Source organism: Nocardiopsis gilva YIM 90087 (genome assembly GCF_002263495.1).
GTDB lineage: Bacteria > Actinomycetota > Actinomycetes > Streptosporangiales > Streptosporangiaceae > Nocardiopsis_C > Nocardiopsis_C gilva.
Map to the genome: position 1 here is coordinate 2,549,851 of NZ_CP022753.1, position 13,457 is coordinate 2,563,307.

Genomic DNA, 13,457 nt, shown 5'->3' on the forward strand with positions numbered 1-13,457 from the left:
CTCATGCACGAACCCATCGCCATCATCGGACTGGCCTGCCGCTACCCCGGAGCCGACGATCCCGGTCGGCTCTGGGACGCGGTGCTCAGCCAGCGCCGGATGTTTCGCCGGATCCCCGACGAGCGGCTCCGGCTCGCCGACTACTACGCCGCCGACCCCGCCGTCCCGGACGCCGTCTACTCCACGCACGCCGCACTGCTGGAGGACTACGAGTTCGACCGCGTCGGCTACCGGGTGGCCGGACCCACCTACCGGTCCACCGACCTCACCCACTGGCTCGCCCTCGACGTCGCAGGCAAGGCCATCGAGGACGCCGCGCTCGACCACCTGCGCCCGCTCAGCCGCGACCGCATCGGCGTGCTCGTCGGCAACACCCTGACCGGGGAGTTCTCCCGGTCCGGGGTGATGCGGCTGCGCTGGCCCTATGTCCGGCGCACGGTCGGCCACGCGCTGGCCCGCGCCGGGATGTCCGACGCCGACCGGCGCGACCTGCTGGCCCGCCTGGAGGCCGACTACAAGGCGCCCTTCCCGCCGATGGGGGAGGAGTCCCTGGCCGGGGGCCTGTCCAACACCATCGCCGGGCGTATCTGCGGCACGTTCGACCTGCACGGCGGCGGTTACACGGTGGACGGTGCCTGCGCGTCCTCACTGCTGGCCGTCGCCAATGCCGCCGACGCCCTGTGCGCGGGCCAGCTGGACGCCGTGCTGGCGGGCGGCGTCGACCTGAGCATCGACCCCTTCGAGCTGGTGGGCTTCGCCAAGACCGGCGCCCTTGCCACGGACCGGATGCGCGTCTACGACCAGCGCTCCCAGGGGTTCTGGCCCGGGGAGGGCTGCGGCTTCGCCGTGCTGGCCCGCGAGTCGGACGCCGTGGCCTGGGGCGCGCGGATCTACGCGCTGCTGCACGGCTGGGGACGCTCCTCCGACGGGCGCGGCGGGATCACCCGGCCCGAGGAGACCGGCCAGCGCCTGGCCCTGCTCCGCGCCTATGAACAGGCCGGATACGGGCCCCACGAGGTCGAGCTGTTCGAGGGGCACGGCACCGGAACCGCGGTCGGGGATGCCACCGAACTGCGCGCCCTCGCCGGGGTCAACCGCGAGTCCGGCCAGCGCGGCCGCCCGGCCGCACTCGGTACCGTCAAGGCCAACATCGGCCACACCAAGGCCGCCGCCGGGGCGGCCGGGCTGCTCAAGGCCGTCCTTGCCCTGGACCGGGGCGTGCTGCCCCCGACCACCGGGTGCGAGCGCCCGCACGACGAGCTCACCGTCCCCGGCACCCCGCTGCGCGTCCTACGCGAACCCGAGCCGTGGCCCGACGACGCACCCCGCCGCGCCTCGGTCAGCGCCATGGGGTTCGGCGGGATCAACGCCCACCTGACCCTGGGCGCGGTGCGCGACCGTTCCCGGGCACGGCTCACCACACGCGAGCGCCTGCTCGGCCGCACCCCGCAGGACACCGAGCTGATCCTGCTGGGCGCCGCCGACGGCGCCGGGCTCGCCGCCCGTGCGCGGCAGCTGGCCGAGCACGCCCCGCACCAGAGCTTCGGCGGGCTGCGCGACCTGGCCATCGACACCGCGCGCGACCTGCCCGCCGACCCGGCGGCCCGCGCCGCCGTGCTCGCCGCCACCCCCGCCGAGTTCGCCGAACGCAGCGCCGCGCTGGCCGGCGCCCTGGCGGATGAACGAACCGGCCCGGACCGCCGCGCCCTCGACCCCGCCGCCGGGTTCCTGGTCGGCGAACCCGACGGCGCTCCGCGGGTCGGCTTCCTCTTTCCCGGCCAGGCGGCACCCGCCTACCGCGACGGCGGTGCGCTGGCCCGCCGGTTCCCCACAACGGCCGGCCTGTTCGACGCCGTCGCCGCGGCCGTCCGGGACCTGCCGGACGCGTCCGCCCCCGGCGCGCCCGCCCCCGGCGCGCCCGTCGACACCGCCATCGCCCAGCCCGCCGTCGCCGCCTGCTCCGCCGCCGCGGCCCACGTTCTGCACGAGGTCGGCATCACGGCGCGCGTCGCCGTCGGCCACAGCCTCGGCGAACTGACCGCCCTGCACTGGGCGGGGGCGCTCGGCGCACGCGACATGGTCGAGCTGGCCCGCACCCGGGGCCGGGCGATGAGCCGCTGTTCCGGGCGCCCCGGCGCGATGGCGGCCGTCATGGCGCCACTCGCGCGGACCACCGCGCTCATCGACGATCTGGACCTGGCCGTGGCCGGGTACAACGGCCCCGAGCACGTGGTGGTGTCGGGCCCGGCCGAGGCCGTCGAGGGGCTGCTGGACCGGGGGCGGCGCCAGGGTGTCCGGACCGTCCGGCTGCCCGTCTCGCACGCCTTCCACTCGCCGCTGATGGCTGATGCGGCCCCGGCCCTGCGGGCGGCACTGGACCGGCTCGGTCCGCTGCACTGCGGTCCGCAGGTCGTCTCCACGGTGACGGGCCGACCGCACGAGGCCGCCGACGACCTGCGTCCGCTCCTGGTCGACCAGCTGTGGTCGCCAGTGCGCTTCGACGCCGCGCTCACCGCCGCCAGCGCCGACCTCGACCTGCTCATCGAGGTCGGACCGGGAAGGATCCTCGCGGATTTGGCCACCGGACCCGGGCGGCCGCCCGCCGTCGCCACCGACGCGGGCGCGGAGTCCCTCAGCGGGGTGCTCGCCGCACTGGGCATGGCCTACGTGCTCGGCGCTCCGCTGCGCGCGGACCGGCTCGCCGAGGGACGGTACCGGGCGGCCGGAAGCGACCCGCTGCGCCGCCCCGCGTTCCTGGCCAACCCGTGTGAGAGCGCCCCCACGGCTGACCTGGATGACGACGCGGCGCCCGCGACGCGCGCCTCCACGCCGTCGGCGGCGGCCGAGGACGGGGCGGCCCCGGAACCGCGGTCGGCACCGGCCGCCGACCCCGGCGCCGCCGACGGCGACCCCCTCCAGGTGGTGCGGCGGCTGATCGCCCAGAGCTCCGAACTCCCGGTGGAGGCGGTGGGACCCCAGGACGGCATGCTCACCGACCTCAACCTCAACTCCATCACCGTGGGCCAGCTCGCGGCCGACGCCGCCGCCGAACTCGGGGTCCGCCCGCCCGTCGCCGTCACCGAGTTCGCCACCGCCACCGTCGCCGAGCTGGCCGCCGTCCTCGCCGAGGCCGAACCCGACGACGGAACGGGCGCCGAGGGCCCGCCGCCGGGCGTGGCAGGGTGGCTGCGGCCCTTCGAGGCCGCCTGGGTCCACCGAACCCGGACCGGCGCCCCCACGCCCCACCGGTGGGAGCTGGTCACCGTCGGCGAGCCTGGCGCATCCGCCCGGACCGAGGCCGACGCGGCGTTCACGGGCGGCACCGGCGACGCCGCCCTCGCCATCCACGTGGCCGCCGACCGCGACCCCCAGTGCGCCAAGGAACTGCTGGAGGCGCTGCGGCGCGCGCTCGACCCGGCCGTGGCCAGGCTCGCCGTCCTGCACCGCGGCGGTGCCGCGGGCATCACCCGGACCCTCGCACTGGAACGCCCCGGCCTGCCCATCCGCGTCATCGACCTGAGCACCGGGGCCGCGACGTGGAGCGCCGACGAACTCCGCCGCGAAGCGGAGACCGGCGACGGATTCGCGGAGGTCCGCCGCGCCGACGACGGCACGCGCCAGGTGCCCCGCCTGCGCCTCGCCGGGAGGGGGCCGGAGACACGCGACCGCCGCGGCCGTGGTGCCGTTTGCGGTGGAGCCCAGGAGACGGGCGCCGCCGGTGCGGCGGAGGCGGACGACCGGGCCGGTGCGCGGATCGCCGAGGCAGATATCGGCGCAGTCGGCGACCACCCCGGTGGGGACCGAGGCCCGGTCCGCCTCGGGCCGGACGACGTGCTGCTCGCCACCGGCGGCGGCAAGGGCATCGGGGCCGAGAGCGTGCTGGGGCTGGCCCAGCGGACCGGCGCCCGGGTGGCCGTCATGGGCCGCGCGCGCCCCGAGGACGACACGGAGCTGGCCGGAAACCTGCGGCGGATGCGCGACGCCGGGATCACCGCGCACTACGTCCGCGCCGATGTCACCGACCCGGCGGCCGTCACCACCGCCGTCAAGGAGGCCCGAGCGGCGCTCGGCCCGGTCACCGCGATCCTGCACTCGGCCGGGGCCAACCACCCCCGCCTGCTCGCCGACCTCGGCCCCGACGAGCTGGCGGCCACCCTGGGACCCAAGACCACCGGCCTGTCCCACCTTCTGGACGCCGTCGACCCCGCGCGGCTGCGCGCGGTGGTCGCCTTTGGCTCGGTCATCGCGCGCACCGGCATGCGGGGCGAGGCCGACTACGCGCTCGCCAACGAATGGCTCCGCCTCGACGTCGAGGACGCCGCACGCCGCCTGCCCGGATGCCGCTGCCTCACCGTCGAGTGGTCGGTGTGGTCGGGCGCGGGGATGGGGGAGCGCCTCGACATCGTCGGCGCCCTGGCCCGCATGGGCATCGCGCCCATCGCGCCCGACGACGGGGTGGCGCTGCTGCGCCGACTCCTCGACGAGGGCACCGGGGGCACGTCCGTGGTCGCCTCCGGGCGGCTGGGGGACCCGCCGACGCTCCCGATGGACCGCCCCGACCTGCCGATCCTCCGCTTCGTGGAGCGCACGCCGGTGCACTACCCCGGGATCGAGCTCGTCACCGAGGCCGTCCTGTCCGGGCCCACCGACGGCTACCTGGCCGAACACGCACTGGAAGGGCTGCCGCTCCTGCCCGCCGTCGTCGGCCTGGAGGCGATGGCCCAGGCCGCGGCGGCGCTCGTCGGCCGCATTCCCGACGGCTTCACCGATATCGACCTGGCCCGCCCCATCACCGTGCCCGACGGCGGCGAGCGCCGGATCAGGATCGCCGCCCTGGTGCGCGGCGACGACCGCGTCGACGTGGTGATACGCAGCGACGAGACCGGCTTCGAAGCTGACCACTTCCGCGCGGTCGGCCGCTTCGACCTGCCCGAGGCGGAGCGGCTGGCCGCCGACGCTGGGCTCGCGGCCGCGCGGGGACAGGCGGACGCCCCCACCGGGGCGGACGAGGCACCGGCCGAGCTGTATGACCGCCTGCTCTTCCACGGTCCGTCGTTTCGCCGCGTGGCGTCCTACCGCCACCTGCACGCCTGGACGTGTACGGCCGCGGTGGCGACCCGGCCCGCCCACCGGTGGTTCGGCGAGTACCTGCCCCAGCGGCTGCTGCTCGGCGACTTCGGTGCCCGCGACGCCTTCATCCACGCGGCCCAGGCCTGCATCCCGCACCGGCGGGTGCTGCCCGAGGCGGTCGCCCGCATCCGCACCGGACCGCCGCCCGATGGCGGCGTGGAGATCCTCGCGGTCGAGCGCGCCTCCGACGCCGAGCGCCTCACCTACGACCTGTGCGTGCGTGACACCGCCGGAACGGTGTGCGAGGTGTGGGAGGGGCTGGTCCTGCGGGTGCTGGCGCCGCTGCCCGCGTCTTCGGAGTGGGGGGCGGACCTGTTCGCGCCCTACCTGGAGCGCCGCGTCGGCGAGCTGCTGGGCCGCGAGGTCGTCGCGGGACTGGCGGACGGTGGGGAGCGGGACGCGCGGTCCCGGGCGGCACTGCGACGGGCACTGGGGCGGGAGGCGCGGGTGGAGCACCGCCCGGACGGTCGGCCGCACCTCGTCAGCGCCGGAGACGGGGACGAGGGCGAGCACGTGTCCTTCGCCCATGGTGAGCGGCACACACTCGCGGTCGCGGGCCGCGGCCGGGTCGCCTGCGACCTGCAGGAAGTCGCGGCGCGCACCGCCGACCAGTGGCGGGGGATGCTCGGCGGGGCCGGGTTCGGCCTGGCCCAGCTGATCGGCGCCGAGCTGGGGGAGGACCCGCACCGCGCCGCCACCCGCGTGTGGTCGGCCATGGAGTGCGTTCGCAAGGCCGGACGGCCCTCGAACGAGCCGCTGGTGCTCGACCGGGCCGGGCCCGAGGGATGGGCCGTGCTGCGCAGCGGCGGGATGGGGATCGTGAGCGGCGTCGTGCGGCTCGGCGGATCCTCCGCGCCGCTGGCCGTGGCGGTTCTGGCCGCGTCAGTGGAGGAGAGGACGAGATGACGGAGGGCACGACGGGGGCCTGACGCCGACCGCGGAGGGGGACGTCCGGGGGGACATGCGCGTCGTCCTGGTCGGGGGGAGTACCGCGGACCCCTCGCACACCCGGGCGCTGCTGTCTGCGGCCACCCAGGCGGTGGAGCGCGAGGGAGCCGAGCCCGTGGTGTGGGACATCGGGCGCCGCCCGCTGCCCCCCGATGGGAACGGACTGCCGTGCCGGGGCCGACCTGGAGCTCACCGGTCCCAAGCTCGGTCACGGGGTCGGCGAGCTGGTGGGGAAGCTGCTGTGGGTGGCCGAGCGGCTCGGGGGAGAGGGTCGGCCGGTGCGCCCGGAAAGCGGAAACGGCGCCGCGGACCGGCCGGAGTCGGCGGTCCGGCCGGTCCGCGGCGGGCAGAGCGAGGCGGTGAACCGGGCCGTCGCCTACATCAGGGCGCACTATCGGGAGGGCACGCTCACGCTGGACGAGGTGGCCCGGCACGTCCGGATGAGCCGCTACCACTTCTCGCGCACCTTCCGGGCGCAGACCGGGCGGCGCTTCTCGCTATCGGGAAATTGGGCGATTCCAGATTATGTGCAGACTCCGTAAAAACTCTTGGAATTATTTGCGTAGTTTCCTTCGAAGTTCGACCGGTGGATTTACCGCATCGCACCCCCGGTATCCCAGCTCACCGCAAATCCGATCGCTGAATGCACACATTCGTGCCGCCCGGGTGAGCCCCGGGCGCGACCGATTGCGCCCTCGGCACTCCAGTGGCCCCCCTGGGAGAAATTAGGGGGCGGTCATCTACCGGGGGCGCGGCGTCCTGACCCTGTCCCGCCCAGCACTGAATACTTGAAAGCGCCTGTCGAGATGGATGTTGGTGGCATGTGCTTCTTGGATACATGGCATATATAGCTGCTAGGAGGAGCAGTGGCGCCCACTCAGATTGATCTTGCCGAAGAAGCCTTGGCCGAGGCGATGCGGATCATGGGAACCACAACGAAGAAGGAGACCGTCAACGCGGCGCTCAGAGATTATGTAGATCGCGTGAAACGGCCTGAGGCAGCCAAGAAGCTCGCGGAGCGGGGAGCTCGCGGGGAGTTCGAGCAGGCCGCCGCCCATGCCGCCATGAAGCGGGCGTGCAGGGCGGCGTTCGAGTGATCACGTACCTGCTGGACACCTCGGCTCTGCGGTACTTGTTCCGTACCCCGGGAGCGATGACCTCTTGGGCAGGGCACATCGAAACCGGTGCGTTCTATATCTGTGAAGCGACGAGGACGGAGTTTCTTTACTCCGCCGAAGGGCCCTCGCACCGGGATGAACTGGCGGACGAGATCGACGCGATGTGCCATCTGTCACCGGTGCCGAAGGCAGCCTGGCGATGGGTCGACTCCAGCTGTCTACCGGACGACCGCCGATGTACGGGAGAGCAGGGCGAAGAATCCTTCCTCCAGGTCGCCGTCGAGAGCAAGGCCGTCCAGGGCGCCTTCGTAGCGGGTCGAGCCCTCGGCGATGACGCCCACCCGGTCGCAGATGCGGGAGACCTGGTCGAGCTGGTGGCTGGACACGAACACGGTGACGCCCTCACCCGCCAGTCGGCGGAGCAGTTCACGCATGTCGCGCATGCCCACCGGGTCGAGACCGTTGGTCGGCTCGTCCAGGACGAGCAGCCGCGGACGGGCGAGGAGGGCGATCGCGATACCCAGCCGCCAGCGCATGCCCAGCGAGAATGCGGACACCCGCCGCCGGGAGACCTCCTCCATGCCGACGGTGCGCAGCAGCTCCGGGCCGGTCTCCTCCGGAACGCCGCGCAGGCGCGCGTGCAGTCGCAGGTGCTCCTCGGCGTTGAGGCGCGGCCACAGGCCCGGCCCTTCGACCAGGGAACCGACGGAGCGCAGGGAGGACCGGTCGAACGGGCGCCCCAGCAGTTCCACCTGGCCGCCGTCGGCGCGTAGCAGGCCGGAGATGATCTTCATCAGGGTCGTCTTGCCCGCCCCGTTCGGGCCGAGGAGTCCGTAGACCTCCCCCGCCCCGACACGCAGGTTGACCCCGTTGAGCGCGCGGTGGCCGCCGAGGGTCTTGGTCAGGCCGCTGATCCGGAGGGCGTCGCCGCGTGTGTTCGCGTTCGCGGGTGCGTAGGCGGCCGCGCTGGGGTTCGCGTTCGGCGTCGAGTGCATTCTCAAAGCTCCTTGCGATTGACATAGCGGCTGCCGATGGCGAGCAGCACAACGGACAGCGCGGCCGACAGGGCGATGGCGATCGGGATGACACCGGTGTCCATCAGCGGGTGCTCGGGCGGCAGGGGGACGCCGCTTGCGAAGACCTCGGCCAGCGGAACGACCACGCGCATGGGCCAGGCCAGTGGGATGGCCCACCACACGGATTTGTCCGCCAGCAGAGCGCCGAACATCATCCCCGCGACACCGACGCAGATGGTCGTGGCAAAGCCCCACATGTGTGCGACCAGCAGGCACAGCGCGAGCGATCCGAGCCCCGCCAGCCAGGAGAGCAGGACCCCGGCTGCGACGGTGCCGATGTCGCCGACCTGGCCCAGCGCGACGGCCAGAGCGCTCAGCAGTGCGGTGAGGATCAGGGCCGAGCCGAGCCAGACGAGCGCGAGCGCGACGAACTTGCCGAGGAAGAGGCGGTGGCGCGGGAAGGCGTAGCTGTAGAGCAGACGGCGGGCGTCGTCGTCCTGGCGTACGGAGACGGCGGCGTACAGTGCGGCGGCCATCGGCGCGAGAATGCCCCAGAACATCAGCACGACATTGAGCCAGATCTTCCACACATCCCCGTTCTGCCCCTCGGGCGAGAACGCCGCGATGACGCCCAGCGGCAGTACCAGGGCGGCCGGGAGGAGCAGCGTGAACCAGAGCGAGAAGCCGCCCCGTTGCCGGGCCAGCTCGGTACCGACCACCGTGAACAAGGAAGGATCGTCGCGGGAGACCCCGCGCGCTCGGGGACGGGGTTCGGTGCGGGTTGCGCTCATCGGCGACTCCTCGGATCCATGGGTGGGCATGTCACCGAGTACGTAGCGGGGCGGCGCGTGAGGGGTTCACCTCCCCACGGGAGAGTGAGTCAGGTCATACCTGAGCATCGAGATCAGCCGCCGAACCCGCGAAGCCAGCGCGAGCATCGCGCATCAGTGCCGTGTAGCCGTCCTCCAGGGTCGGTGCGACCTTCTCCGCACCGGCCGGGGGCTCCTCGGCCACAATCCGGTAGTCCACTCCGTCCCCCGTCGCCACCGCGCTGACGACGCTCAGCCCCGTGTCGACCGGCTGTGGCCCCGCTGTGCGCAGGCGAAACGTCCGGCCCTCGCCCGCGCGGGTGAGCCCGCTCGTCGTGCCCCGATAGACCACCTGCCCCGCGGCCAGCACCGCTACCTCCGGGCACGTCTGCGCCACGTCGTCGAGGATGTGCGTGGAGAGCACCACCGTGCGCTGCTCGCCGAGCCCCGCCAGCAGCACACGGAAGCGCATCCGCTCCTCGGGGTCGAGCCCCGCTGTCGGTTCATCCACCACGATCAGCCGAGGGTCACCCATCAGCGCCTGGGCTATCCCGACCCGGCGGCGCATTCCGCCGGACAGCGCGCCTAGCCGCCGCCGCGCCACCAGCGTCAGTTCCATCCGCTCCAGCAGTTCATCGGCCTGGCGGCGGCGCTCCCGCCGACTGTCGACGCCCTTGAGCAGGCCCATGTAATCGAGGAACTCGCGAGCGGTCAGATCCGGATACAGCTCCAGGTGCTGTGGCAGATAGCCCAACATCCGCTTGACCGCCGCCCGTCCGGCACGCGTGCCCAGGTCGTGCCTACCGATCGAGATCGTCCCCGAGTCGGCGCGCAGCACGCTGGTGAGCAGGCGCATCAGCGTGGTCTTCCCCGCGCCGTTGGGTCCCAGTAGCCCGAGCATGCCGCCGCCGAAGTCCAGGTTCACCCCGTCCAGCACCCGTTGCCGGCGGAAGGACTTGGTCAGGTCGGTGACGGTGACGTCCACGGCGGAACTACCCCTTCCAGTCGATGATCAGCCGCGCGGCCCACACGAACAGGGCGACGGCGCCCAGCACGCACGCCAGGTTGACCAGTGCCGGCACTGGTCCGGTGGGTGGGCTGAGCAGGGCGACCTGGCCATAGCCCGCCCACGTCGTGTCCACCCCGAACCAGGCCGCGCCCGGGTACTCGCCGATCGGTGTGAGGACGGTCCCGGTCGGGGTCGGCACCCAGCGCAGGGTGTAATTCCACCAGTTGAACCAGAGCCACAAAGGGGCTACCAGCACCCGGACGACGGGGACGGGCAAGACCAGACCCAGCGTCGCAGTCAGGGCCCCCGACCAGAGACAGGCCGGGAGCAGCAACACGGCAAAGGCCACCACCGACCACAGCGGCGCGGACGGGGCGCCGTCGGCGATCGCGATGTACACGCCCGATCCCAGAGAGATCACCAACCCGGGTGCGGAGGCGACGGCAGCACCCCCGAACAGCACCCCGAGCAGCCGCCTGGGTCCGGCCAGCGGCGTGGACGCCAGCAACTCCTCGATCCCGCTGCCCCGGGTACGCCGAAACCGATCGGCCATCGCCACTCCGACCCCGACCGGGACGAGGAACACCAACATCAGAACGATCTTCCCCGCCTTCTCCTGGGCTGGGACCACCGCCGTCACCGGACGTAGCAGCAGGAGTAGGGAGATCAGCGCGAATGGCAGCACAGCGAACCACATGGCCTTGCCGCGCAACGCCATGCGCCCCTCGTAAAGCGCCGACGCCCACAGGGGTGCCACAGACGCTGCCTGGATACCTCTCGTCGCCATCCATCCGCCGGAGACCGCCGCATGCCGTGGGGCAATGGCTGTCGCTCCACCCCGCAGCTCGATCGCAGCCCGGCGCAGTCACCACCGGAGCCGCGTAGGTGGTAGGAATCGCCCGGGCAGGCAGGAAAGCTACCGCAGCGCTCCGACGAACGCCACCGCCACCGTGCCTCGCGGACCGCATGAAAAGGAGACTCATGGGAGAAGAATCAGAGGGGGTAGCTGCCACGATTAGCATGGTTTTTGTTTCCGTGTCCGAATTCCAAGAAGTTGCATATCCGGCGCCCCTGCTACGGTAAACCCGCTGCTCACCGAGGCCTGCTCCCCGCGCGTGCGGGGATGGACCCAGGGCGTCCATCGACAGGGGGACTGGGACCTCCTGCGCCCCGTGCGTGCGGGGATGGGGCTCATGTCAGTCTTCCGGCAGGGTGCGGTCGGGGCGGGTGACGAGCCAGGTGGATGCGGTGAGCAGTGCGGCGGCGGCTCCGAGTGTTGCTGGGTTGGTCGACCACACCGTCACCACGGCCGCTGAGGCATCCGCGCTTATCGGTAGTGGGACCACTCCCAGCCCCAGCACGCCTACAGCCCACGCGCTCAGGCCGAATCCTGCGCCGACCATGGGGGAGCGCCACACCGACCCGAACACGGCGAGTGCCGCGCCGAGCAGTGCCGCGCCGAGCCAGGAGCCGATCATCTCCAGCGGCCCCACCGGAGCGGCCAGTACGGTGCTGGCCAGCAGCGACGCCGTCATAGCCACCAGCAGGTCGATTCCGACGACGAACGTCAGCCGGGCCAGCCACACCACTACCGGCGGCACCGGCATCGCGTACAACAGCTCGCCGCGCGGGTCCCGCCGGGGTTCGCAGACCGCGAGCGCGCCCAGCGTCACCAGCAGCGTCACCCCGGCCGAACAGCAGGGCGCCGACCAGGGGGTCGGGCGCACGCCACACCACCCCGAGTAGCAACGCGAACCCGACCGCCGTGAGCGGCCACAGCAGCCCCGGGAGCAGTCGCGCCTGCCGGAGCACCAGCGCTGCCGTCAACCGCCAGGAAGCCGTCATCGCGGGCTTGGCGGCGCGGCGGGGGAGAGCTGCTGGAGCGGGGGCCGCTGCCCCCATCGGTGGCGAGTCGACTGCACCCTCGCGTAGCGCGGGGGCGATCAGCACGTCGAACGACGGGGCGGTGGTCTCGCCGACTGCCTCCGCATCGGCGTCACGGAGCACCGACGCCAGCCGCGCCGTTCCCGCCACCTGTTCCCGGCACGCCGCGCACCCGTCCAGGTGGGCGCGCGCCGCTGCGGGCAGGGCGTCGGCGCCCTCCGTACCGCCCGCCCGTGCGATCAGTTCGTCATCCAGGTGCGTCATTCAGCTCACCGGCCCCTTCGCCAGTGCTCGTGCCAACCGCGCACGCGCGCCCGACATCCGGCTCTTCACCGTGCCGACCGGGATGCCCAGGACCTCGGCGATGTCCCGGTAGGGAAGCTCGTCCACCAGCGCCAACGTGACCACCTCCCGGTGCTGTTCGGGCAGCGCGGCGATCGCCGCCATGATCTCCGAGTGCCCGGCCGCCGACAGCGCCGCCGCTTCGACGTCGGCGCGCACGTCGGCGGGCTCGGGTGCGGTGTCGACATCGACGGTCACCGGCTCGACGCGGCGCAGCCGGTTGTGCGCCTGGCGGCGCGCGACGCCCATCAGCCACCCGCGCACCGACGACGCACCCCGGTAGCTCGACGCCGACTGCCACACCGCCAGCCAGGTCTCCTGAAGGATGTCCTCGGCGGTCCCGGCATCGGAGGTCAGCCGACGCAGGAGCCGCAGCAGCGCCGTCGCGTGCCGCTGATACAGCGCACGTAGGGCCGCCTCGTCACCGTGCCCCACTCGTGTCAGAAGGTCGTGATCGCCGTTCACCTGACGTACGTAGCGGCGGCGGGCGAAAAGGTTCACGCCGTCTCCGCGCGCCGGGGCGCGGGCAGGCGGACGTTCACAGCAGCGGTGGCCCCTGGCCGGGCTTCTCCTGGTAGGAGTAGCGCTGCTCGGACCACGGGTCGGCGAGGTTGTGGTAGCCGCGCTCCTCCCAGAAGCCGCGGCGGTCGCGGGTCATGTACTCGATCGCGCGCACCCACTTCACGCTCTTCCACCCGTACAGGTGCGGCACCACCAGGCGCACCGGGAAGCCGTGCTCCGGGGTCAGGCGGACGCCGTCGCGGTGGGTCGCCAGGAGCACGTCGGGCGCGAGGAAGTCGTCCATGCGCAGGTTGGCGCTGTAGCCGTACTCCGCCCACACCATGACGTGGGTGACCGTCGGGTGCGGCGGGGCCAGCTCGACCATGTGCGACGCGCGGACCCCGCGCCAGCGGACGCCGGGAATCGTGAATCTGGTCACGCAATGGAAGTCGGAAACGGCGTCGACCCGCGGCAGCTCGTCAAACTCCGACCAGGACCACCGGTACTCGCCCAGCGAGTCGGTGGCTCCATACACCCGGAGATCCCAGCGCTGCGGGCGAAAGCGCGGCACCGGGCCATAGTGCAGGGCCTCGCGTGGGCCGGGCACGTATTGGCCGGGTGGCAGGCGACTCTCCGACAATCGATCTCCTTCACGTACCGTCCCCGCCATCCTCCCAAACCCGGATGACACGCGTGGAGT

General features: G+C 72.9%; 10 protein-coding genes. 3 read left to right on the forward strand and 7 right to left on the reverse strand.

Going from position 1 to position 13,457, the window contains the following annotated elements:
- Positions 1–3: 3 nt before the first annotated feature.
- The 3 genes from CDO52_RS11650 to CDO52_RS11660 all read left to right on the forward strand — a co-directional run bounded on the left by CDO52_RS11650 (position 4) and on the right by CDO52_RS11660 (position 7,175).
- Positions 4–6,036, forward strand: a complete 6,033-nt coding sequence (locus CDO52_RS11650; protein ID WP_094932377.1) for a type I polyketide synthase — start codon at positions 4–6, stop codon at positions 6,034–6,036.
- Between the two features lie 194 nt (positions 6,037–6,230).
- Positions 6,231–6,620, forward strand: a complete 390-nt coding sequence (locus tag CDO52_RS11655) for an AraC family transcriptional regulator (protein WP_017617072.1) — start codon at positions 6,231–6,233, stop codon at positions 6,618–6,620.
- Positions 6,621–6,944: 324 nt separating this feature from the next.
- Positions 6,945–7,175, forward strand: a complete 231-nt coding sequence (locus CDO52_RS11660; protein WP_017617071.1) for a type II toxin-antitoxin system VapB family antitoxin — start codon at positions 6,945–6,947, stop codon at positions 7,173–7,175.
- Between the two features lie 239 nt (positions 7,176–7,414).
- Here the strand turns inward: CDO52_RS11660 and CDO52_RS11670 are convergent, their stop codons facing one another.
- The 7 genes from CDO52_RS11670 to CDO52_RS11700 all read right to left on the reverse strand — a co-directional run bounded on the left by CDO52_RS11670 (position 7,415) and on the right by CDO52_RS11700 (position 13,397).
- A complete protein-coding gene (locus CDO52_RS11670; protein WP_017617070.1) occupies positions 7,415–8,191 on the reverse strand; it encodes an ABC transporter ATP-binding protein in 777 nt (258 codons plus the stop codon).
- A 2-nt stretch (positions 8,192–8,193) separates the two neighbouring features.
- Entirely contained in the window at positions 8,194–9,003 is an 810-nt protein-coding gene (locus tag CDO52_RS11675; protein ID WP_017617069.1) for an ABC-2 family transporter permease, read from the reverse strand.
- Between the two features lie 94 nt (positions 9,004–9,097).
- Positions 9,098–10,006: an ATP-binding cassette domain-containing protein gene (locus CDO52_RS11680; RefSeq protein ID WP_017617068.1), complete on the reverse strand. Its 909-nt coding sequence runs from the start codon at positions 10,004–10,006 to the stop codon at positions 9,098–9,100.
- 7 nt (positions 10,007–10,013) lie between these two features.
- Positions 10,014–10,787, reverse strand: a complete 774-nt coding sequence (locus tag CDO52_RS11685; protein WP_152471487.1) for a hypothetical protein — start codon at positions 10,785–10,787, stop codon at positions 10,014–10,016.
- Between the two features lie 439 nt (positions 10,788–11,226).
- Positions 11,227–11,757, reverse strand: a complete 531-nt coding sequence (locus CDO52_RS11690; protein ID WP_157745538.1) for a hypothetical protein — start codon at positions 11,755–11,757, stop codon at positions 11,227–11,229.
- Between the two features lie 421 nt (positions 11,758–12,178).
- Positions 12,179–12,757, reverse strand: coding sequence for an RNA polymerase sigma factor (locus tag CDO52_RS11695; protein WP_017617065.1), 579 nt, complete (start codon positions 12,755–12,757; stop codon positions 12,179–12,181).
- A 37-nt stretch (positions 12,758–12,794) separates the two neighbouring features.
- Positions 12,795–13,397, reverse strand: a complete 603-nt coding sequence (locus CDO52_RS11700) for a molybdopterin-dependent oxidoreductase (protein WP_026125470.1) — start codon at positions 13,395–13,397, stop codon at positions 12,795–12,797.
- Positions 13,398–13,457: the final 60 nt, after the last annotated feature.

What these genes read in the sequence shown, in the direction of transcription:
- CDO52_RS11655 (WP_017617072.1), top strand. Translation starts at nt 6,231, where the DNA reads ATGGGAACGGACTGCCGTGCCGGGGCCGACCTGGAGCTCACCGGTCCC.
- CDO52_RS11670 (WP_017617070.1), bottom strand. Translation starts at nt 8,191, where the DNA reads ATGCACTCGACGCCGAACGCGAACCCCAGCGCGGCCGCCTACGCACCC.
- CDO52_RS11675 (WP_017617069.1), bottom strand. Translation starts at nt 9,003, where the DNA reads ATGAGCGCAACCCGCACCGAACCCCGTCCCCGAGCGCGCGGGGTCTCC.
- CDO52_RS11650 (WP_094932377.1), top strand. Translation starts at nt 4, where the DNA reads ATGCACGAACCCATCGCCATCATCGGACTGGCCTGCCGCTACCCCGGA.